A 22,615-nucleotide genomic window follows, 5' to 3' on the forward strand; every position below is an offset into this window, starting at 1 on the left:
GCTTATCGTTTCATTCCTGTGGTTGCTATGCCTTCGATCAGAAGGCGCTGGAAGAAGAGGAAAAAGGCGAAGATCGGCACAAGGGACAGAACCGACATCGCAAAGAGGCTGCCGTAGTCGGAAACGCCGGTTGAGTCCGTGAAGGTGCGAAGTCCCAGCATCACGGTGTATTGCCGCATATCACTGAGGTAGATCAGGGGGCCGACGAAGTCGTCCCAGGTCCAGATGAAGGTGAAGATTGCCGCGGTTGCCAGCACCGGCGTTGAAAGCGGCAGGATAATCTTCCAGTAAATCCGCCAGGGCGAACAGCCATCCATCATGGCGGCCTCGTCCAACTCCTTCGGCAGCCCGCGGAAGAACTGCACCATCAGGAAGATGAAGAATGCGTCGGCCGCGAGAAACTTCGGGACAACCAGCGGCAGGATGGTATTCACCCAGTCGAGGTGCCGGAACAGCACATATTGCGGGATGAGCGTGACCTGATAGGGCAGCATCATCGTCATCAGCATGAGGGCGAACCAGAAACTGCGCCCCCGGAATTCCAACCGGGCAAAGGCATAAGCCGCCATGGAGCAACTGAGCACATTGCCTATCACCGACAAGAGCGCAATGACGAGCGAGTTCTTGAAGAAGGTCTCGAAACCGACCTTCAGTCCGTTCCATCCGCGGACATAGGCATCAAAATGACAGGATGACGGCCAGATGCTGACCGATGTGAAAATCTCCTCTTCCGGACGGCAGGAGGCCGACAGCATCCACAACAGCGGATAGAGCATCACGACGCAGGCGATGATCAGGACGATATGCGTTGCGCCCAATGCCAGATATTTTCGGGCGTTCTGTGACGTCTCTGCCGATACAGCCGGTTGTTTTGCGATGTCAGTCATAGTGCACCCAATGCTTCGCTGTGAGGAAGGCAAAGGCGGTGAAGATCGCCACGAGCGCAAGAAGAACCCAGGCAAGCGCCGAGGCATAGCCCATGCGGAAGAAGCCGAACGCCTCCTGATAGAGGTAAAGCGTATAGAACAGGGTCGAGTTGATCGGATTGCCGGTGCCGCCGGAGATAATGAAGGCCGGAGTAAAGTTCTTGAATGCTTCTATGGTCTGAATGATTGCGTTGAAGAAAACCACCGGAGACAACAGGGGCAGGGTGATCTTGATGAACTGCCGCCAGCGTCCGGCACCATCAAGGCTGGCAGCCTCATACACATCCGCAGGAATTTGCCGCAGGCCGGCGAGAAAAATGATCATCGGTGAGCCAAACTGCCAAACCGACAGGATGATAAGCGTCCAGAGCGAATAGGAGGGATTGGATATCCAGCTTGGCCCGGCGATTCCGAACAGCGCCAGAAACTTGTTGACCAGCCCGTTCCCCGCAAAAATCTGCCGCCACAGTATGGCGATTGCCACGCTGGCTCCCAAAAGCGACGGCAGGTAGAACAGGGCGCGGTAGATCGGCAGGCCCTTCATGCCGCGGTTGAGCAGCAGGGCGACGGTCAAAGCCGCGATCAGTTTCAAGGGCACGGACAGGACAACGAAGAACAGCGTGACACGCATGGACGTCATGAATTTCGGATCGGTCGTGAACATGCGGATATAATTGCTGGCGCCGACCCATTTGGGATCGGTCAACAGGTCGAAGTTTGTGAATGACAGATAGAAGGACCAGATCATCGGCCCGACCGACAAGCCGAAGAAACCGATGAACCAGGGAGCCAGGAACAGATAACCGTAGCGTTCCCTGGAGCCAAAACCGCGTGATAGCTCTCCTGTCGCTGCCCGCCGGTTTGTGCGGGCAGCTGGATTAGAGGCGGTGATATCCATGATCAGCCCCTGCTCAGCAGATCATTGGCAAGTGCAACAAATTCAGGTCCGGCATTTTCGGGTGTCTTGGTTCCGAATGCGACTTCCTGGCTAAGGGTTCTGAGGACAGAGAGTTCGATCTCCCCGGCAGCTTTGGGCGGTGACGGAGGAATTGGCCCAAGCAGGTCGCCGAGATTGGTGACGAAGTCGAGTGCCATCCGGCTGTTTTCGTTGAGGGTTGCTGCAATGGCCTCGCGCGCGGCAGCCGAACAGGGGATGCCACGCTCCGTACCGAGCAGCTTGGCGGCATCGGGGTCGCTGACGAAAAAGCTGATGAACTTGGCCGCTGCCGCCTTTTGCTTGGATGACCCGGCGACGGAGAACAGCATGGCGGGCTTCCGGTAGTGGCCGCCGCCCGTGGTTGCCGCGACGCGCGGATAACCGCACAGTGCGAGCTTGTCTTTGACGAGCGCCTGCAGGGCGACAAGCTGGTTGGAATTTGCAGGGAACATCGCAGCCTTGCCGGTCACAAGCATCGAGGTCTCGAGCGAGCCCGTGTCGAGCGCCTGGTCTTCCGCGGTCACGCAGATTCCGGCCGCGCGCAGGTCGGTCCACAGTTTGAACCACTGAACGATATCGTCGGCATCGAATGCAAGTTTACCGTCTGCCGTGTAGAGCGCCTTGCCACGCTGCCGCAGCCAATTCTCGAGAACTGGTTCCAGTCCGGATGTATCCGCAATCGCCCTGATACCGCCGCGTATATTGGCTTTCTTGAACGCCGCACCAATGTCGCGAAGACTGTCATAGGTGAGGGTGTTTGTCGGGACTGCAATGCCTGCTTCCTTGAAAGCATCCGTATTGATCATTGTGGCGCATGAATTGGCACCCAGACTGATGCCATACAGTTTTCCGCCGACCGAGCCGCCCGCAAGCTGATCCTTGTCGAATTGACCGAGATTGAGTGCGTTGCCGATGAACTCGTCAAGCGGTGCAATCGCTTGACGCAAGGCGTACTCGACGATGTAGCGGTAATCCATCTGCAGCACATCCGGCGCGTTGCCGCCGGCGGTTTGCGTGGCCAGTTTTGGCCAGTAGTCGTTCCATGACAGGAACTCGCTTTGAATGCTGCCCCCCTCTCTCTTCCCGTAAAGGTCGGCGGCTGCGTTGGTGACTTGGGCTCGCGTCTGACTTCCCCAGAAAATGAGACGCAGATTGCTGCCTTCTGCAAAGGCCATCCGGCTTCCCATGGCTCCCATTGCCAGCAATGCGCTTGTCGCCTTGAGAAAATGACGCCTGTCGATTTGTCCGTTCATAGTGCCTCCCACTGAAACGAGCCGGCATCGGTCTCCTCACCGGATGACGGCATGCAACTGTAACAGTTCACCAGACTATGGAAAAATACGAAATGAGCATCGTATTATAGATAAAATCTATATCGTGAAGTAGAGTCATCGCCGTGTTGACGCCGGAAGCAAACGAACCGGCAGCCATCTGCCAGTCTTTGTAGGGGAGCAAATGTCATGGACAAGGTACTCCAGCAGTTTCTTGCTATTGCGGAAGCCGGCACCATCAGCGGGGCGGCAACCACATTGTTCGTGACCCAGCCCACGCTGACGTTCAACATGAAAAAGCTGGAAGATAGCCTTGGCGTGCCGCTGTTTGTGCGCACATCACGCGGCATTACCCTCACCAGCTATGGCGAGACGTTGTACGAGAACACCCGCGTCATGCGCCGCCTCTACGACAATACGATCGCATCCATCGAGGAGCAACGCGCACGCCGCGAACAGGGTCTGAATATCGGCACCGGCTATTCCTGGTGGTCACTTTTTCTCAAGGATCTCATTCTCGATTATCGCCAGAAAAATCCAAATGCGCCGATTTACGTGAGCATCGGCAATCAATTGCGCTGCATGGATCAACTGCTCTCCGGCGATACCTCACTCTTCATCGGCCATGAGGTGAAGGGCATGGCGCGGGATACGGGGACGACCTTCATCCCGCTGACGCAGGTGCACAATGGCTATTTTGTCCGGGCGGGTCATCCTTTGCTCGGCAAACCGCGAAAACTGGCTGAATTGGAGGAATATCCGGCTGTGGTGAGCAACTCTCCGGAAACAAGGCACCTGAGGCTCTTTGGCTACAATGTCAGGGAACGGGCGGACATCGCTTCCAATGCCTACAAGTTTGCGTTCGCCTCCAACTCACTGGCGGCTTGCCTTGATTACATCAAGGAGACCGATGCCGTCTTCTGTCACTCGGCAGTGATGTCGCACACGTTCAGGCAACGGGACGTCTATCCCGTCATTATCGAAGACGAGAATGTGCTTGAGCGGTTCAATGTGGGAATTTATGTCCTTCACGAGCGGATGGAGGACATGTTTGTCAGCCGGTTGATCGACGATATTAAAGTTGCAGCCGCTCGGGTGGTGCCTGCGGGTTGACGGTACAGCGCCTTCGTCCATCAAAGCGGTGAGCGCAGCCTTGATCGGTGCTGCGCTCCACCACCATGGATTACCGTTCGATCTTGCGGTTCCAGCGATTGTTCCATTCGGGCCGGTTCTTGTTGATTGCGTCCCAATCCACAACCCTAGCATTGCTCATATAGGTCTGAAAGGCAGTCAGCTTTTCTTCGCCCCCAGCCGTTCCTGCGTGGGTTTTGACGTTTGAAGGGACGATGTTACCCTTGTCCAGCGCCTTGGCTTGCACCTCGGCAGAAAGAAGATATTGGGCCAGTTTCTGGCTGAGTTCCGGCTCGCTGTTGTTTGCGATCACACATTCGGAGACCGTCAGCACAACAGATCCCTCCTTTGGCTGGGCATATTCAACCGGAATGCCCTTCTCCTTCAGATTGTTGACGGCAGTCGGCGTGAGCGGAAAGATCGCTGCATCGCCGGTCTGGACCATTTCCGAAATTTTTGCCGAACTGGAGATATACTCCAGGACATTCTTGCCAACCGTATCCGCGAATTTCTCGAATCCCGGTTCGACATTGTTCTCATCGCCGCCCTGGATACGGTTGAACATCAGAAACGCATGGAGACCAAACGTCGAGACGGAAGCCGACTGGAAGACCACCTTGCCCTTGAATTTTGGATCGGCAAGATCCATCCATGATGTGGGTGCGCTCCAGCCATTCTGGTCGAACATCTGCTTGTTGTAGGCAAGGCCTGTCATGCCCATGTCAATGCCGACAGCCATGTCGTCTTTCAGCCGTGCACCGGGCGTAATGTCGTCAAGAACCGGTGAAGGCTGTAGTTTCTGGCACAGGCCCGTACCAATCGCCCGAACCATGACACCATCATCCAGGAACATGACATGCATCTGCGGGTTATCTTTCGCCGCCGTCGCCTTGGCGAGAATATCGGCGGATGTTCCGGGCACGACGACGATCTTGACGTCATTGGCCTTTTCGAATTCAGGAAAAACGTCCTGGGTGAATGTGCGTTCGTAATTTCCGCCATTCATTCCAACGTAGAGCGTTTTCGTTTCAGCCTGAGCGTGCGAGGCGGCTAATCCCGCGACTGTCAGAGCGATCGTGGACACCAGGCAATTATTCAACTGTTTCATTGTGAGTTCCCTTTTTCTCGTTGTGTTGTGGAGACATGTTTCTGAAGCGTTCGATCGAGAAAGCCTCGATCGGCGTTGCTGTTTCGCCTGATGTGACGAGGTCACACAGGACGGCACCAACTGCCGGTGCCACCTGAAAACCGGCGCCGCAAAAACCGAACGCATGGGAAAGGCCCGGTGTCGTGCCGCTTGGGCCAATGACAGGATTGTTGTCGGGAAGTTGACCTTCCGTACCCGACCAGAAACGGATCACGTGCGCGCCAGCAAGATGCGGGAAAAGTGTGGTGGCCCGTTTCATGACGGATTGCGCGGCCGTGGTGGATGGACGGGAAAAATCAGGATCGGCAAGTGCGTAACCACGCCCGCCGCCCATGATATAGTTTCCGCGTGTCACCTGCCGGCAGTAGAAACCGCCGCCTTCCTCTCCCAGGCTAACGGACAACCGCGGTGCAAGCGGCTCGGTCACGACCATTGAGGGATATATGCGGGAGAGCGGCACGGGCTCGGCGAAGTCGGCGGCAATTTTGTTGGCCCATGCCCCGGCACTGTTGATGAGGAAGCGGCAGGTTATTTCACAGTCCGCGCCCGCCTGAAGGGCAAACCCGTCATTTGCGCGCACCGCCGCATGGACAGCGGTCCGTTCAAGGACAATCACCCCAGCATCCCGTGCTGCCTTGGCGAAGGCTGGCGATACCAGCCGGGGATTGGCCTGTCCGTCGTCCGGACACAGCGAAGCGCCGGCGATGTTTCCGGACAGCCATGGAAAACGGGCTTTTGCCATCGCGCCGGTGTACAGCTCGAGATCAAGACCAAAGGATTTTACGGTTTCGGCATAGTGTTCGAGCTTTGCGAAGTCCTCCGGCGTGCGTGCGAGTTTCAGATGCCCGCTACGCTGGTATTCTCCATCGATCCCGATCAACTCCTTCAATCTCGGCCAGATCTGGTGGGCGCGTTGTGAGAGCGGGATCTGAGCTACGGAGCGGCCTTGACGCCGCACGCCACCATAGTTGACACCGCTTGCCTGCGCCCCGCAAAAGCCTTTGTCGATGAGGATGACCGACAGGCCAGCCAAGCGCAGTGCAAGTGCGGCAGAACTGCCGACCAGGCCGCCGCCAACGATAGCAACATCTGCAGAGAGACGCCGGGTCATGCGCCGCCCTCATGCAAAGAAAGCGGTAGTGGCTTGACCGGCGCCTGCGCCCGCAAGCGTCCGATTTCTGTTAGAGTGAGCTTTTGCGTGGATGAAAGAACTTCAGCCAAAGCCGCGCTGCACATGCGGCCCTGACAGCGCCCCATACCCGCGCGGCTCAGCGCTTTCAGCCGGTTGAGCTCACGAAGGTTGTTTCCATGCACCGTGTCGACAACGGAGGAAACGGTGATTTCCTCACAGCGGCAGAGTTTTGTCTCGCCCGGAACCTGTTCAAACCAGTTTTCCGGGAACGGGAATGCCTTTTCTAGAACATCCCTCAGTCTGGCTTTCCGCCGGCGTGCTCCCGCAAGCACAGACATTCGCCTGGGATCAGCCACCGCTCCGGAATCCTTAATCAGGGCGAGGGCGGCGAGTTCGCCTGAAATCTCCGCAGCATCGGCACCGGCAATGCCGCTGCCATCACCGGCGAGGTAAACGCCCTTGCGGTTCGTGCGGCCAGTCTCATCCGTTACCGGCAACCATGTACGATCCCTGTCATCAAAGCGGAATGAACAGCCCGCAAGGTCTGCCAATTGTGTTTCGGGACGAAGCGCGAAACCGTATGCAACTGCGTCACACGCTATGGAATATGTCTTTGCGCCGGATTTAAAACTCAGCCCCTCGACATGTTGAGAGCCGTCCACACCCGTTGGGCGAACGTTGTAGCGAATCTTTACGCCGCGGCGAACGAGCCTTGCCGCATAGGACATGCCGATGAGCACGAGACGCGGATCGAACCGGAATGCGGAGAGAAGATTGAGCTTGGCGGTGAACGGAGCTGTATCGAGTACAGCGGCCACGCTGGCGCCGGCCTTCAGATATTGCCAGGCGACAAGGTAGAGAAGCGGGCCTGATCCGAGAAAGATGACCTTTCTGCCGATGGTGCAGCCCTGTGCTTTCAGTGCGGTCTGGGCTGCGCCCAACGTATAGACGCCCGGCAAAGTCCAGCCGGGAAAAGGCAGCACACGGTCGGTGGCGCCGGTCGACAGGATCAGATTTTGAAAGCCGATCTGCTGATGATCTCCATTGACCATGAGGTGGAGCTGATTGTCCGCAATATTCCAGACCAGTGTCTGCGGCCGGTAATCGATGGAGGGGAGCAGGGCATCGAATTCACTGTGCAGTCTGGTGGCCTTGGCTGCTTCCGAGCCATAAAGATCTGTGGCACTGCGGCCGTCATCGAGGTAGGGACGGCGATAGATCTGACCACCGGCACGGAAACCTTCGTCGATCACGATCGGGCGCAACCCCGCAGCGACAAGCGTTTTTGCGGCGCAGATGCCTGCAGGCCCAGCTCCGACAACCACCGGGGGTGACGTATCATTCATTGCCGGATTCTCTTGTTATGAATGCCATCTGCGCCTCGAGAGGCGTGGTACACGCCCGCACCCGCGTTCCGCAGGCAAGGGTCACGAAGCAATCCTGACACGCTCCGATAAGACAGAACCCTGCACGCGGTTCACTGGTGAACTCGCTCTGGCGCAGGCGGTCTGTTACGGACATGATGGCCACGAGAACCGTGTCGCCGCGCCGTCCGGAATATGCAATGCCATCGATCATGAATGGGATGGGCGCTTCATCGCGTCTGAAGTGACGCTGAAATTGCGACCGGGAATGATGTGCGGCCATCAGCCTTTTCCAACCAGCAGTTGATCAAGCCCGAACAATCTGTCGAGTATGATCATGGTGATGCCCGTCAAAGCGATCATCAGGGTTGAGACGGCAGCCATCATTGGATCGATCGACTCGCTCGCATACATGTACATGCGCACCGGCAGGGTGATGGTTGATGGTGCAGTCACGAAAATCGACATGGTCAATTCGTCAAAGCTATTGATGAAGGCAAGCAACCATCCGCCGCTGATGCCGGGCAGGAGCATCGGAAAGGTAATCCGCCGGAACACGATCCATTCACCCGCGCCAAGTGTACGCGCCGCCATTTCAGCGCTGAGGTCCATGCCGTTCAGGGCGGCCAATATCAGGCGGAGGGCATAGGGCATGATCACCATCACATGGGCAGCCACGAGCCAGCCGAAAGAACCGGTTGCGCCGATGAACGAGAAGAGCCGCAGGAAGGCCACGCCGATCACCAGATGCGGAATGATGAGCGGCGACAGAAACAGGGCATTGAGCGCGTCCCTGCCTCTGAATGAATACCGGGTGATGGCGAGCGCTGACGGTACGGCGAGTGTCGTGGAGATGGTTGCCGAGAATAAAGCCAGACGCGCGCTATTCCAAAATGAGGCGACGAAGTCGGGATGATGGAAGACCGCCGAAAACCACCGCAGGGACACGCCATCCCATGGCAGGGAAAGCGTGTTCTGGGGCGTGAAGGCGACGAGGCAGACCACAACCAGGGGTGCCAGCACGAAGAGGACAATCAGGCTGTGAAACGCGAGGGCAAAGAGACCATTCTTCTGCATGGCGTTATCCGAGCCTCCGCTTTGCCTGACGCTCCACCATGCGGTTGTAGGCCAGCATGATCGCAAGATTTGCCAACAGCACGATGATCGCAATCGCCGCTCCGAGCGGCCAGTTCAGTTCGATCAGATATTCATCGTAGACCACCGTTGCCGCCATTTTGAGCCGCCGACCGCCAAGGAGGCCAGGGATGGCGAAGGCACTGGCCGAAAGTCCGAAAACGATCAGACTGCCGGAGAGAATGCCGAGTGTTGCCTGTGGAAAGACAATGCGGCGCAAGGCGGTAAACCGCGAAGCGCCCAGCGATAGTGCGGCGGCTTCAACCGTCGGATCAAGCTTCTGTAAAGCCGTCCACACGGGAATGACCATGAAGGGTAGCATGACGTGAACGAGCGCAATGACGATGGCCGTTTCCGTATAAAGCAGCTGTACCGGCTCAAGGCCGAGCATGGCCAGGGCGTGATTGACGAGGCCATCGCGGCCAAGCAGCATGCTCCAGCCAAAGGTCCTGACAACGACGGACACCAAAAGCGGCCCGATGATGACAAGCAGGAAGATCGAGCGCCACGGCTTGCCCATGCGCGTGAGAATATAGGCCTCCGGTGTTCCCAAGAGCACCGTGATCACTGTGGTGAGTAAGGCAAGACGCAACGTCCGCCAGAATATGGCGAGGTAATAGGGATCCTGGAGAACGGTCAGATAGTTTGCCGTTGTGTACCGGTTCTGCACGCCGCTGCTGTAGTCATAGACATTGAATGACAGAACGGCCGTCAATGCGAGGGGTAAGAGAATAAGCCCGATGAACAGCAATGTGGCCGGTGCTGCGAGAAAGAATGGTGCCGGCAGGCGCGGCGAGGGGCTGGTTGCTGCGCCTGTCATGATTGCAGAATGCCTTCTTGCTCAGCGGCCAGTATCCGGCATTCTTCCATGTTCCATGCGAGGCCCGTGACCTCTCCTTCAGATGGCGGCGGAGCGCCCAGATTGGCCACCGAGACGGATATTTCGCCCGCTGGCGTCGCAACACTGAGAAGCCACTGGTTTCCGAGAAAATAACGGCTCGATATCGATCCACGCAGCATACCGCCGGCGGGATCCGTCAAGCGGATCTTTTCCGGCCTGACCGACAGGCAAAGTTCGCCGCGCGGATAGTTTCCCGTTGCCGGTATTTTCAGATCCGTGTTGTCAACGAGCAGCGATACACCAGCGGTTTCTTTCACCGCGCGGGCGGCCAGAAAATTCGACTTGCCGACAAACGAGGAAATGAAGTTGTTCTTCGGGTGTTCGTACAGGCTGTAGGGATGATCGACCTGCGTGATCCTGCCACCTTCCATCACCACGACGCGATCGCTGATCGACAGGGCTTCCGCCTGATCGTGGGTCACCATAATTGTGGTAATGCCGACGACGCGTTGAATGCGGCGCAATTCGAATTGCATTTCTTCGCGCAGTTTGGCGTCAAGATTTGAGAGAGGTTCATCGAGAAGCAGTACGGGGGGCTTGATCACGAGCGCCCTGGCAATTGCCACCCGCTGGCGCTGGCCACCGGACATTTCGCGCGGATAACGATCGGCGAGGGCGGTCAGCTGAACCAGCGAAAGGATTTCCGCAACCTGTCTGTCGCGCTCGGCCTTTGCAATTTTCCGCATTTCCAGTCCGAAGGCGACATTCTGCGCGACGGTCATATGCGGAAAGAGCGCATAGCTCTGGAAAACAACACCAAGCCCGCGTCTGGCCGGCTTTTCCCGTGTGATGTCCCTGCCGTCGAGGGCGATTCTGCCATCTGTCGGCGCCACCAGTCCGGCGATCATCTGAAGCGTTGTTGTCTTGCCGCAACCGGACGGCCCCAACAGCGAAATGAACTCGCCTTGTTCGATTTCCAGATCGAAATCACGAACGGCAGCAAACTCTCCGTAAAGTTTGGAAACCCGTTCGAGGTGTAAGAATCCCATGCCGCAATCCCCTGAATTCAGATCCGCCATCGTGGTTGCTTTGTGGCAGTTTCACCATTAGTGACCCAAATCCGAAGGGTTCATCAAATAGAATCTTGTATTTTGGAATAAAATTAATAAAAATTCTGAAATACAAAATTACTATGTTAGTTTGCAGAAAAATGGTTGTGGAAATGAAACAGCAGATCGAAACAAGCACGAGCCTGAACAAGGCTGTAAACCTCATGAGGGCGCTTTCGCACGGGCCAGCACAAGGCATGCGGCTGAAAGAGCTGGCTCTGACTGTCGGGTTGAATCAACCATCGGCCCACCGCTTGCTGAAATCACTGGTTGCCGAGAGCCTGGTCGAGCAATTGCCAGGCAGCAAACTATACCGCCTGTCCCTCGAGTTCTTTTCAATGGCTGCTCAGGCACGCCGCCGCGACGGTATTCTGGAGATCGCAAGGCCATCGCTCCTTCGGCTCTCGGCAACCCTGAATGACACGGTGTTTCTTCTCGTTCGCAGCAACTTTGACGCTGTCTGCCTGGATCGCGTGGAAGGGCCGTTTCCAATACGGTCTTTCACAGGTGATATCGGCGGGAGGGTGCCCCTTGGAATCGGCCAGGGAAGTATTGCTATCCTGGCTTTTCTGCCGGAACCGGAGCGTGACGCAATCATTCAGTTCAATATGCCACGCATTCTGGATCGCTCGCAGATTGATGAAGTTGATCTGCGTATCAAGATAGAGGAAGTGCGGCGTCTGGGGGCGGCACACATCAATTTTGACATGATAGCAGGCATGGCGGGGCTCGGCGTGCCTATCATTGATAACAGGGGCTGCGCAGTCGCCGCTCTCAGTATCGGCACGCTGTCCGATCGTTTGACTGATGCGCGCCGCGCTACGATGACAGAGCTTTTGAAGTCAGAAGCCGCTGCGATCAGTGCGAAACTCAATCCTTTTGATCCGACATTGCGTTATCCAAGCCAGGCGCTCTCGCGTTAGGCGTGCGCACAATTTCGCTGAAAGCGGACCGTTGGCAATGAAAGCGATGAAGAGAGATGAGATGGGCTTTGGAGCAACCCACGGCATTATTTCGGCGATGTGCTTGGCTCGCGCCGGAGCGGGAGACTTATCGGTCGCTTTTGCGATTTGAACTTGATCTATTGTTTCAGCGACAAGAACAGAACCCGGTCGTAATAAGCTATCATGCTCAATACCGCTTGACACCGCTTGAAAAGCCCGCTGCAAATGCTCAGCGCTCCACTATCAAATTCGTTACAGCAGGTTAAGACAATTTGACCGAACTATCGGCGCAATAGGTAACAACTGACTGGTAGGGTGAAACAAGAATATTCAAAGACTACAACATGACGCGAAATTTCAGGGGAATGCGCGGTGTTGGCTGAGGGGTCGGGTAACGGTTCGTTGCTTTAGGCTGACAATTTTCTCTAACTGCTGAATGATGAACCATGTCTTTAAACCGACTATCACATATCGATGGCCTGCGGGCTATCGCTGCGCTCTCCGTTTTGGTTCAACATATGTTCGGCGACATGCTGCGCAGCGGTGCTGCTGGACCAGGAGCTTTGTTCAGCTTCGCTGGCCAGTCGATTGACAATATCGACCTTGGACGGTTCGGCGTCGTTCTATTCTTTCTGATCAGTGGTTTCGTTGTCCCATTCAGCATTCGCGGCGATCGGCCTCTCAAGAGATTTGCGATATCGCGCCTGTTCCGGCTGTATCCGGCGCTATGGGTTGCGATTGCCGCGCTGACAGTGTTGTACTGGAGTGACGGGAACACGCCGAGCCTTGCGACGATCACAGCGAACTTGACGATGGCGCCGACCCTGTTCGGCAAAGCCTGGCTTTCCAGTATTTACTGGACATTGTTCATCGAGCTCGTGTTCTATTTCCTGGCTGCTGCATTGTTTGCAACCGGATTGCTCTTTGATTTTCGTGCGATGTTTGCGTTTGGACTTCTCCTCGTGGCGTCGACAGCTCTGCCGATTTTGGCCCGGCTTTCTTTCTCTGCAAACATTCCCGTCCAATATATCGGGTTGCATCTGTCATTCTTGTTCTGCGGATTGCTGCTGCGTCTCGCCATCATGGAAAAGGTTAGATATGCCGGGCTTGCAGCGATCGGCCTGCTTTGTGTGCAGTTTGCTTCAATAGCGGCAATATCAGATTTTTCACTTGGGCGTGACGATGGTTTTGTCATCACTGGATTGCAACCGGTGCTGGGAGCCTATGGGCTCGCGGCGGTTGTTTTCATTGCCGCGGTCCGGAGCGCGCGACCAAACTTTGCGTTCCTCTCGTTCATTGGTCAGATCAGCTATTCGATATACCTGTTCCATTGGATCGTCTGCACGCTTGTCTACCGGGTTTTTCCATTGACCGGGCAATGGAGCGATCTGCTTGTTATGAGTCTGTGTGTACTTCTTACGATTTTGGTCTCATGGGCCGTATTTGTGGTCGTGGAGAAGCGGATGATCAATTTTGCAAAATGGTTGACAGCCGGCAGCAAGCCACTGCGCCCCGAGATGGTGATTTGACGCGGGGATTGCAGTCAGATTCCAACGGATATCCGGTTCACCCGACTAAATCGTCCGGTCGCGTGGGTGGGGCGGGTCAGGCGAATCCGACTGGACCACTGCCGCGAACAATGGCGAGGGCGACCACTCTTGGCGCAATGCAGTATGTGAGACTCACCCTGCGTCCCGTGCTGGTCATCGCGTGGCCTGCGTTCAAATCCACCGCGATATCGTCATAGTCCAGCATGTCATGGTCGAGCGGATACACAGCCTTGTAGACGGCCTCCTTGGCTGCGAACAGGACACGGCCGGCAAGGCTCGGCTCCACCGCGTCTGTCACATCGTCCCGGGTTGCAACGAGCGCAAAAATATCATCCGGGAGCGCTGCGGCAGGTTCGACATCGATGCCGATTGAGCCGATCTTGGCTGAAAGAGTTGCAATCGCGGCTACGGCCATTTCCTCATCATGGGCCAGAGAACCGGTCATGCCCATGGGCCATACCGGCGCACCGGATGACGCGCGCAGGATCGCAACATCGTTCAAGCCATGTTCCGCCAGCAATCCCCGTGCGACCCGCCGCGCCGCGCCACTGGCCCGGCGCCTGGCCGGGTGGCGTGACGGAATGGAATGCGCTTCCCGGGGCAGCAGGCAGGCCTCATCTCCGTCACGGATACTCCGGCATCCGACCCGGACGCCCTCCGGAGCAATGCCATTCATGGCTTCCAGGAGGGTTAATTCTGCTGACGGATTTGCGGAGATGCGGGGTGGATGTGTCACGGATCAACCGTTTGCACCGGCAGAACCAGATCGGCGATCATTTCTCCGTCTTCGTCCAATCCTTCTTCCACGAAGCCTGCGGCGCGATAGAGGTGCCGCGCACCTTCGTTTTCCGGTTCATAGCAGATCGAAACGTGCCGCACATGTCCAAGGCCACTGATTTCGTCCAGCACCTTGCGCAAGGCAGCTTTGCCATAGCCTTTGCCCTGATGGGCGCGATCGATCATAAAACGGTAGATCGTCGCCTCGTCATCGTCTGCGGGCGCCTCGTACATCAGGAATCCGACGACGCGGTCCCCGGCCATCACGACGCGGGGCCGTGCATCCGTATCAAGAGCGGCCTCATCCAGGGATTCCGTATTGCTTGCAACAAAATCCAACTGCTCCGGGGCAAGTTCAAGCGATATCACCAGGGCCCTGACGGCCTCGGTGACGGGTGCGAGCTCGACGTCAACAGTCTTCCCCTGGCGGTCTGTCAATATGCGATCTCCGACACAATCTCCTGGGATGCAAGCATCCCAGGAGCGTTTTGCAGTTCAACAATCCACATCGCGAAGACGAGGGTCAAGCGGTTGTCTTCACACCACCGTTCAGAACAGGCGTGACAAAGCGATGAAGCTTGGCCGGGTTACCCCGCCATATGGAGTTGGGCTCCAGCACTTCGCCTTTCATCACGAATGAATCCGCATCCACCACCGACCCGTTGCCCATCACGACACCGTAATGGATAAAGGCAGCAGGTCCGAGCGTGCAGCCGCGGCCGATGCGGATGAAATCGGACTTGAATGCACCTTCTTCGAGCGAATGGGCCTGAATGACGCTACCTTCATTGAGGGTGGCATCATCGCCGATTTCCACCAGCGAACGTTCGGTCAGATTGCTGCCGCCGTCATAAACCCTCCGGCCCATCTTGACGCCCAGCAGGCGCAGGATCATCGGCCGGAATGGCGTGCCGGCGAACAAGCGGATGATGGGCGAATCCGCCAGCTTCCAGTGGCGTTCGTGATGCCAGAAAGTAACGTCATAGATCGTCGTCATCTGCGGCTTCAGCTTGCCGAAACCGAGGCTTGCCCGCTCCACCAGAATATAGAATGGAATGGTGATGACCGACGTCAGGAGCACGGCGACGAAGAGCGCGGTCTGCGCCCATTCGGTGTAGTAGTTGAGCGCGCGGTCCCAGATCACCAACGTGACAAACAGCATGACCCATTGCGCCGCCAGAAACAGCAGCGCTGTCATCGCATTGTAACGGTTCTTGAACTTGAGGCGATGGCGCCGGTCCTCTTCGCTGATGCCGGCGATAAGTTCCTTGTCGCGGTTGACCATGCGAGGGATTTCAAAGGACGGCGAGCCGAGAAGGCCGACATTCTCACGGACCGGTCCGTCAATGGGGATCATCACTTTCGTGCCAAGCAGGCAGTTATCGCCCGTCTGTCCGTCCGGCGGATAGTAGATGTTGTTGCCCAAATAATTGCGGTCGCCAATCTTCGTATGCTCAAGCCGGAAGGAGGAGGCGGACTTGTGCATGTTGATCATGAAAAGCCCATCCGACACCATGGTTTGGCTGCCGATTTCGCAAAGGAGCGGATTTTCGTGCTGCTGGTTGCTGCCAAAATTGGAACCGGTCTGCACCACCTTGTTGAGGTTCCAGCCGATGGCGCGCATGTAGTGGACGATTGCCGAGCTGTCGCCGAACATGAGATTGAGAACGCGCGAATTACTGGTGAATTCGACCACAGTCTGCAACCAGTAACGGAACCCGTAAAGCGTGTAGGTGCGGCCGGATTTCAAAATCAGACTGAGCAGGCGAGGCACGATTGTTGCTGCCAAAAAAGCCACGACAATATATCCGAACAACGTGACGGTGGTGCCGATCGCCACGATGCCGATGGTTTCCTGGTAGTCGTCGCTGACATTCTGCCAATAGCTGTGGAACAGCAGCGGGATCGGGGTGACGAGAGTAAACAAGCCCACCAGTTGAACGGCTTCAAAGAGGAAGCGCCGGATATTGGACGGATTGACGTTGCGAACCTTGCAATAGTCAGCCGTCGTCGGCACTGCCGGCGATCCATGCCAGCGGATACCGTCTGGGATGCTCTGTCCGCGCTGAAGCGAGGAAGAATGGCCAAGCTGGGAGCGGTCGCCCATCTTGGTGTCGATGTCGAGCGTGCAGCCCACGCCGACAAACGCATCGTGACCGATGGTCAGCGATCCCGTCTGGATATAGCCGGCTTGGGCTCGATAGCCAAGGATCATCGATTCCTTGCGCAGTATCGCATTGTCGCCAATGGATATGAGGTCTGTGCACACTGGAACGGTGCGGCACTCAATGACTGCGTTTCGTCCGAGCTTGGCTCCGAGGAGCCGCAGATACAGATTATAGAGCGGGCTGCCGCGGAACAGCACAACAGGGGCTGTGCGGATCAACGTCTGCAGAACCCAGAAACGATAATAGCGCCAGCCCCAGATTGGGAAGACTTCCGGCTTCCAGCGCCCGACAAGCACCCATTTTGCAACAATGGCAACGCCTGACATTCCAAAGAAGATGCCACCCGAAAGCAGCACACAACGCAGATAGAGCTGCAGCGGCTCGTCGAGCTTGTCGTAGGTCCAGTTGAGTCCGCGGTCCAGTGCCCACAGTCCAAAGTAGCTATAGAGACCGTAGAAAAGCAGCTGCGCCGCTCCGCAGGTCCAATAGGCAATGTTCGACGCCCGGTGCGTAAGAACGCGCTCGTTGACGGCGGTCGCCATCTCCTCGGGTATGCGCAGATGCTGCGCAAGGCGGGCGACGGTGGGATAGAGATAGATATCCCGCATGGACGTCGTCGCCCATTCTTTCCGGGTGCGGACGCGCGCGCAGAAACGGGCCATCAGCAGAGAATTGGCGCCGAGATCGTCGAAGAAGTTGTCCTCCACGGACACCTCGTCGAACTTCAGCACTTCGGCCAGCACTTCGGCCAAAAAGCGTTCGTCATCATTGCTGGGCGGGGTGATGGTTCGTTCGGCCGACAAACGCACGCTTGTCGGCTTGGGAAGCTGGCGCAAGTCCACCTTGTTCGAGACGGTCATCGGGATGGCGGCCAGCTCTTCCAGATAGGATGGCACCATGTAGTCGGGCAGGCGCCGTTTGAGCTCTCCGGCAATGTCGGCGCGGGAGATCGGCGGCATGCCGCTCTTGGGAGCATAATAGGCAACGAGTTCGACACGGCCGGGTTCAATTTCCCAGGTCGTGACGGCGGCCTGTGCGATTGCGGGCTGCTCCAGCAGCACGGTTTCGATTTCTCCGAGTTCGATGCGGTAGCCGCGGATTTTGACCTGGGTGTCGATGCGCCCGTGATACTCAATCTCGCCATCGTCATTGATCCGGCCAAGATCACCCGTCCGGTAGATGCGCTTTGAAGGATTGTTCGGCAGGTCGAGAAAATCGGGAATGAATTTCTGTTCCGTCAGGTCCGGCCGGTTGAGATAGCCCACCGCAAGACCGATGCCGGCAATGCCGATTTCGCCAAGCTCACCGGGCTCGGTCAGTGCCGACACGGAAGGATCGATCACGACAATGGAGTAAGTGGGCAGCGGCGCGCCGATGGTCACGGGCCTGTCGGGTGTGAGCAGTCCCATCGTGGCGGTAACGGTGGCTTCGGTGGGGCCATAGGTGTTGAGGATTTGCCGTCCGGGTTTCGACCAGCGCACCACAAGGTTGTGCGAGCATGCCTCGCCGCCCACCAGCAGCGCCCGCAGACTGGGCACATCGCTTTCGATGGAGGAAAGCAGGGTCGGGCTGCAGGCCATGCATGTTACATCATTCGCCCGGAGAAAATCAGCAAGTTCCTCGCCAACCAGTGTCAGTGGTCCCGGCGCAGGCACCACCGTTGCACCGGCGGCGAAGGGCACCCAGATCTCTTCCGCAGAGAAGTCGAAGGCGATGGTCATGCCCTGATAGACGCGGTCGCCCGGCCGATAGCCGTAGGATGCGGCGGCGACCCGGACGAAGTTGCAGATGCTCTGATGCGTGATGGCCACGCCCTTGGGCCTGCCGGTGGTGCCCGAGGTATAGAGGATATAGCAGATGTCCTCGGCCGAGGAGGCTGCTGGATTCAACGGCAACGGCTTGTCGGGCTTGGCGGTGATTTCGGCTGTAGCCCCGTCGATCAGCACATGGGGAACAGGCAACTGCTCGACCCGGGAAGAATAGGCCGCAATGGTGATGATCAATCCGACATTGGCATCTTCGATGATGAGCTTCATCCGCTCTTCAGGAAAGGCGGTGGCGAGCGGAACAAACGCCGCACCGGCCTTCATCACGGCCAACAATGCAACGTAGGTCTCGGCGGAACGGTCGAGCAGGAGTCCGACCCGGTCGCCGGGCCGCACGCCCCGATCCGCCAGGAGACGGGCGAACTGATTGGCCCGCCTGTTCAGCTCGCGATAGGTCCAGACGCGTCCTTCGGAGATAACTGCCGGTGACGCATCATAGGTTTGTGCAAGCTCCTCGAAGAAGCGGTCGAGCCGTTCACCCGGGCGCCCTTCCTGAGCAAAGTCAGCACCCGTCAAAATCTGCGGGCGTGCAATCGTTCCGGAGTCAGAGGCGTTTTTTACAATCGCATCAATACTTCCGAAGCCAGTCCTTGCTACAGGCTGGTTACTTGAATTTTCCGCCGCGCCCCTGTCGCGTCCGGCACCGTCAACACCATGGTCCATTTCCAAACTCTCTCGTCGTAGGTCGAGCATCGCCGGGCTTATGCCCGCAGAAAACACCGTGCTGCCTCTTCAGCGAGCACTGTCTATCGGCTGATTGTGCGCGGTAGCTGCAATTGACCTTTCAGTCATGGACGGCGGAATAGCCTAAGCTTCCATAAAAGAAAAGCCCGCAACTCTAACTTGCTTTTGCTTTGAACCCCCGTCCTCTGCCCATCACACGTGTGACGATATCATATAACGCCAAGATCAAGAACTTTATTGATAATATAACTGACAGATAAATCTTTTGAAAAATCGTGAACCGGAAGTAATTTCCCCTTGTCTCCGTGGAAAGAAGTGCCGACCGCAAGCAGGAACCGACCAACCGGAGAAAAGTGCGCTGCAAGGGACCGCTCCTTATTCCATTTTCAGTATAGGCAGCCCATTTTTCGACAGATTGCAAGTCCGACTATTGCTGGCAGAAGGACGAAGACAGCAGAAGAGATCATTCAGATGAAGAATATTATTCGGGTTCGAGCTTTTTCGGGCGTCTTCGCGGTGACGTTAAGTGCGACCGGGCAGGCATAAGATTTTACGCTGAGTGATATTGCCGCCACAAATGACGCATGGGCAATATAGCCAAGGCTCAGCCTCATACCTGTTGGAAAATGATGTCTTGTCGCCACACTTAGTGCATCCGCAGCAATTCCCGCCTATTCTGAGGCGTGAATCAAACAAGGGTTGAATGATGCGTCTGAGCGATTGCCACAATTTCCACGATTTCAGGACTTTGGCCAAACGGCGACTGCCGGGGCCAATCTTCGACTATATCGACGGGGCAGCGGATGATGAAGTCACCTATCGCCGGAATACGGAAAGTTTCGACCGTTGTGATCTCATTCCCAATGTGCTGCGCGGGGTAAAGAGTGTCGATACATCCGTTGTCGTCATGGGTCAAAAGCTTGCCGTGCCCTTCTACTGCTCCCCGACGGCCCTTCAGCGGCTGTTTCACCATCAGGGAGAGCATGCTGTTGCAGCCGCAGCGGCAAGGCACGGAACGATGTTCGGTGTTTCATCGCTGGGTACAGTCAGCCTTGAGAAACTGCGCAAATCCTATAGCGGCCCGCAGGTCTATCAGTTCTACTTTCACAAGGACCGCGGCCTGAACCGGGCGATGATGCAGAGGGCCAAGGACGCTGGCGTCGAGGTGATGATGCTGACAGTCGACAGCATTACCGGGGGTAACCGCGAGCGTGATTTGCGCACCGGCTTTTCCATTCCGTTCAGGCTCAATCTTGCCGGCATGCTGCAATTTGCCATCAAGCCGCAATGGGCACTGAACTATCTCACGCATGAACGCTTCAGCCTGCCGCAACTGGAAGAACACGTGGACATGGGCAACGGCGCCATGTCGATCAGCCGGTATTTCACGGAGATGCTGGATCCCTCGATGAGCTGGGATGATGTCGCCGAGATGGTGCAGCACTGGTCAGGGCAGTTCTGCCTGAAGGGCATCATGTCGGTGGCGGATGCAAGGCGTGCAGTCGATATCGGCTGCACGGGTATCATTCTCTCCAATCACGGCGGCAGGCAACTCGACGGATCGCGCGCCGCATTCGACCAACTGGCTGAGATCGTTGACGCCGTGGGCGACAAAATCGATGTGATCATGGACGGCGGAATCCAGCGCGGGACGCATGTGCTCAAGGCCTTGTCCATGGGCGCCAAGGCGGTCGGGATCGGACGTTATTATCTTTATCCCCTTGCCGCGGCCGGTCAGGCTGGCGTCGACCGCGCGCTGGATCAGCTCAAGATTGAGATAGAGCGGGGGATGAAGCTCATGGGCTGCACCTCCGTCGATCAACTGACCCGGGAGAATCTCAAGCTGCGATAGATCGGGAAATCTTGGCTGGAAGGGGCTGCCCTATTGCAGCGCGCCGCCTTTGGTGCGGCCCCAACGCCTGCGGGCGGCATCACTGGCGCGATAGATGAATGATGCCGGTGCAGGCAGGGTACGGCGCATGAACGCGACCTTCTTCAGATAGCGGTCTATCTTCCAGGTTGCCCATGTTCCGCCGGTAAAGTAGGCAACATCTCCCGCACGCAAGGTACGGGTGATCCCTTCCGCGTCCGTGACGTGTACTTCACCTTCGAGAATGCAGACGGTTTCGTCCCAACCGAAATACCAGCGGAAGGTTCCGGCCGTGCAATCCCATATCGCGGTGTAGGCCGCCCGGTCGCGGCTTGCAGATTGTTCGCGTGCGCGCGCCAGCGGGTTACCGTCCAATATCCAGTCGGGATTGATGGGAGCGGGGTTCAACTGCATTTCGAGGGCGTTGTCCGATACGAGACCAGAACTGCGCGGCCCTGTGAAAACGTTCGGTACCGTCCGTGTCATGGCAAGTACGGCACTTGCCAGCATAAGTCTCCACGCCATTGTTTCCCCCTTCAGAATGGAACACCTTGAATAGCGGCCATTCGTCAGAATTAGGTTAAACCCGGGACGCAAATTGCATGTAATTGGCGCTACGCTTACTTGGGTTAACCGGCCCGCGCCGTCACCCAGTTGTGCCATTCCTCCTCACTGCCATGGAACACGTTCAGGTCAATTCGGCCGCTGACGCCATGGGAAAGGCCCGAACCGGAGTACTGCCAGAACAGCCAGCGCCGGCCGGGATAAACCTTGGAGGGATGAGCGGCGACCGCGCGCAACCAGAAGGGATAGTCGGCAAGCTCGCCCCTCAGATTGTCCCGATAGAAATCCGGGGCGGTGTAGATGATCGGCCGCTGGCCATAATGTTTCTCCAGCTTGTCCATGAAGACCTGCATCTTTTCCAGCACCTGCGCGCGGGAAGGGCGCCGCTTGCAGCTTGATTCGCCATTCCATTCCACATCTATCGCAGGTGGAAGCGCACCGGGTTCCCGGGGAACATTGCGGATGAACCAGTCAGCCTGCTCGCCCGCCGTGCGGCACCAGTAAAAGAAGTGATAGGCGCCCCGCTTCAGACCGGCTTCCTTGGCCTTGCGCCAGTTGGTCTTGAACATCGGGTCGATATGATCGCCGCCGTCGGTAGCTTTGATATAGGCGAAATTGGCGCCTTGCGTACGCAGGTTCGCCCAATCCACGTCACCCTGCCAGCGCGACACGTCAACCCCGTGCACGGCGAGTTTCTTCGGCGACGCCGGCCCGAAATTAATGGGTTTGGCATCTCGGAAACGGCGGCTGTAGATCTGCATTCGGGCCTGCGGTGCAGCCTTGACCATGGGATCCGCGAGGGCAGGCTGGGGGACCGGCCTTTCCGTTGGGGCGGCCATGACAGGGGATGGTGCCGGAGGCAGGATCGCTGCCGATTCCGGGACCGGTCCGGCCCATGCCAGAATTTCCTGTTGGGGTACCGGCGAGGGGGGAACGGTTGCCATGGCGATACGTTTCACCGAACGGCTTGGCCGGACCACCGAACTGGTCATTTCCTGCGAAGGCCGTTGCGCCAGCACATCGTCCACGCCCGAACTGGATTGGCAGTTCGTCAGCACGAGGCACGAAAACATGATTGTCAGCACACACGAAACACGCATAGGCACCCGTACTCGAAATAACTGTCGATGGCGCGAACGAGGCCAATCGGTTTCACTGCTGCAATTGCTAACAGGAAATTACCAAGAAAGACTGAATCCCGATTTTAACCATAAGGTGCCGTCAACCATGCCGCCCAGGT

19 protein-coding genes are annotated in these 22,615 nt (G+C 57.1%); 4 read left to right on the forward strand and 15 right to left on the reverse strand.

Annotated elements, in window-relative coordinates:
* Positions 1–2 precede the first annotated feature (2 nt).
* From ACZ5FP_RS19675 to ACZ5FP_RS19685, 3 genes are all read right to left on the reverse strand, one after another.
* Positions 3–776, reverse strand: a complete 774-nt coding sequence (locus ACZ5FP_RS19675) for a carbohydrate ABC transporter permease (protein ID WP_464664024.1) — start codon at positions 774–776, stop codon at positions 3–5.
* Positions 777–879: 103 nt separating this feature from the next.
* On the reverse strand, positions 880–1,824 hold the full coding sequence (locus tag ACZ5FP_RS19680; RefSeq protein ID WP_464663808.1) for a carbohydrate ABC transporter permease: 945 nt from the start codon (positions 1,822–1,824) through the stop codon (positions 880–882).
* 2 nt (positions 1,825–1,826) lie between these two features.
* Positions 1,827–3,116 (reverse strand): ABC transporter substrate-binding protein, encoded by a 1,290-nt coding sequence (locus ACZ5FP_RS19685; protein ID WP_464663810.1) that lies wholly within the window; start codon positions 3,114–3,116, stop codon positions 1,827–1,829.
* 207 nt (positions 3,117–3,323) lie between these two features.
* Here ACZ5FP_RS19685 and ACZ5FP_RS19690 point away from each other — a divergent pair, with 207 nt between their 5' ends.
* The gene (locus tag ACZ5FP_RS19690; RefSeq protein WP_464663811.1) at positions 3,324–4,247 is read left to right on the forward strand and encodes a LysR family transcriptional regulator; all 924 of its coding nucleotides are present in this window, start codon (positions 3,324–3,326) and stop codon (positions 4,245–4,247) included.
* A 70-nt stretch (positions 4,248–4,317) separates the two neighbouring features.
* Here the strand turns inward: ACZ5FP_RS19690 and ACZ5FP_RS19695 are convergent, their stop codons facing one another.
* Genes ACZ5FP_RS19695 through ACZ5FP_RS19725 form a run of 7 tightly spaced genes read right to left on the reverse strand, consistent with a single transcriptional unit; the run spans position 4,318 to position 10,932 of the window.
* On the reverse strand, positions 4,318–5,373 hold the full coding sequence (locus ACZ5FP_RS19695) for an ABC transporter substrate-binding protein (protein WP_464663813.1): 1,056 nt from the start codon (positions 5,371–5,373) through the stop codon (positions 4,318–4,320).
* On the reverse strand, positions 5,357–6,523 hold the full coding sequence (locus ACZ5FP_RS19700; protein ID WP_464663815.1) for an NAD(P)/FAD-dependent oxidoreductase: 1,167 nt from the start codon (positions 6,521–6,523) through the stop codon (positions 5,357–5,359). Before ACZ5FP_RS19700 ends, ACZ5FP_RS19695 begins: the two co-directional genes overlap by 17 nt.
* Positions 6,520–7,890 (reverse strand): FAD/NAD(P)-dependent oxidoreductase, encoded by a 1,371-nt coding sequence (locus tag ACZ5FP_RS19705; RefSeq protein WP_464663817.1) that lies wholly within the window; start codon positions 7,888–7,890, stop codon positions 6,520–6,522. The genes ACZ5FP_RS19700 and ACZ5FP_RS19705 overlap by 4 nt, the downstream gene beginning before the upstream one ends.
* Positions 7,883–8,191 (reverse strand): (2Fe-2S)-binding protein, encoded by a 309-nt coding sequence (locus ACZ5FP_RS19710; RefSeq protein WP_464663819.1) that lies wholly within the window; start codon positions 8,189–8,191, stop codon positions 7,883–7,885. Before ACZ5FP_RS19710 ends, ACZ5FP_RS19705 begins: the two co-directional genes overlap by 8 nt.
* Positions 8,191–8,985 (reverse strand): ABC transporter permease, encoded by a 795-nt coding sequence (locus ACZ5FP_RS19715; protein WP_464663821.1) that lies wholly within the window; start codon positions 8,983–8,985, stop codon positions 8,191–8,193. The genes ACZ5FP_RS19710 and ACZ5FP_RS19715 overlap by 1 nt, the downstream gene beginning before the upstream one ends.
* Before the next feature lie 4 nt (positions 8,986–8,989).
* A complete protein-coding gene (locus tag ACZ5FP_RS19720; protein WP_464663823.1) occupies positions 8,990–9,862 on the reverse strand; it encodes an ABC transporter permease in 873 nt (290 codons plus the stop codon).
* The gene (locus ACZ5FP_RS19725; RefSeq protein WP_464663825.1) at positions 9,859–10,932 is read right to left on the reverse strand and encodes an ABC transporter ATP-binding protein; all 1,074 of its coding nucleotides are present in this window, start codon (positions 10,930–10,932) and stop codon (positions 9,859–9,861) included. The genes ACZ5FP_RS19720 and ACZ5FP_RS19725 overlap by 4 nt, the downstream gene beginning before the upstream one ends.
* A 173-nt stretch (positions 10,933–11,105) precedes the next feature.
* Here ACZ5FP_RS19725 and ACZ5FP_RS19730 point away from each other — a divergent pair, with 173 nt between their 5' ends.
* Together ACZ5FP_RS19730 and ACZ5FP_RS19735 are read left to right on the forward strand one after the other, a co-directional pair.
* Entirely contained in the window at positions 11,106–11,915 is an 810-nt protein-coding gene (locus ACZ5FP_RS19730; protein ID WP_464663826.1) for an IclR family transcriptional regulator, read from the forward strand.
* Between the two features lie 467 nt (positions 11,916–12,382).
* Entirely contained in the window at positions 12,383–13,465 is a 1,083-nt protein-coding gene (locus ACZ5FP_RS19735) for an acyltransferase family protein (RefSeq protein ID WP_464663828.1), read from the forward strand.
* 76 nt (positions 13,466–13,541) lie between these two features.
* Here the strand turns inward: ACZ5FP_RS19735 and ACZ5FP_RS19740 are convergent, their stop codons facing one another.
* The 3 genes from ACZ5FP_RS19740 to ACZ5FP_RS19750 form a co-directional block, all read right to left on the reverse strand.
* Positions 13,542–14,162 (reverse strand): 4'-phosphopantetheinyl transferase superfamily protein, encoded by a 621-nt coding sequence (locus ACZ5FP_RS19740; RefSeq protein ID WP_464663830.1) that lies wholly within the window; start codon positions 14,160–14,162, stop codon positions 13,542–13,544.
* A gap of 56 nt (positions 14,163–14,218) precedes the next feature.
* Positions 14,219–14,701 (reverse strand): GNAT family N-acetyltransferase, encoded by a 483-nt coding sequence (locus ACZ5FP_RS19745; RefSeq protein ID WP_464663832.1) that lies wholly within the window; start codon positions 14,699–14,701, stop codon positions 14,219–14,221.
* Positions 14,702–14,786: 85 nt separating this feature from the next.
* Positions 14,787–18,920, reverse strand: a complete 4,134-nt coding sequence (locus tag ACZ5FP_RS19750; protein ID WP_464663834.1) for a Pls/PosA family non-ribosomal peptide synthetase — start codon at positions 18,918–18,920, stop codon at positions 14,787–14,789.
* A gap of 727 nt (positions 18,921–19,647) precedes the next feature.
* Here ACZ5FP_RS19750 and ACZ5FP_RS19755 point away from each other — a divergent pair.
* On the forward strand, positions 19,648–20,793 hold the full coding sequence (locus ACZ5FP_RS19755; RefSeq protein WP_464664026.1) for an alpha-hydroxy acid oxidase: 1,146 nt from the start codon (positions 19,648–19,650) through the stop codon (positions 20,791–20,793).
* 30 nt (positions 20,794–20,823) lie between these two features.
* Here the strand turns inward: ACZ5FP_RS19755 and ACZ5FP_RS19760 are convergent, their stop codons facing one another.
* Complete coding sequence (locus ACZ5FP_RS19760; RefSeq protein WP_464663835.1) at positions 20,824–21,336, reverse strand: cupin domain-containing protein; 513 nt, start codon at positions 21,334–21,336, stop codon at positions 20,824–20,826.
* Positions 21,337–21,440: 104 nt separating this feature from the next.
* The gene (locus ACZ5FP_RS19765; RefSeq protein WP_464663837.1) at positions 21,441–22,475 is read right to left on the reverse strand and encodes a glycoside hydrolase family 25 protein; all 1,035 of its coding nucleotides are present in this window, start codon (positions 22,473–22,475) and stop codon (positions 21,441–21,443) included.
* Positions 22,476–22,615 lie beyond the last annotated feature (140 nt).

The organism is Phyllobacterium sp. T2-21, from assembly GCF_055378485.1.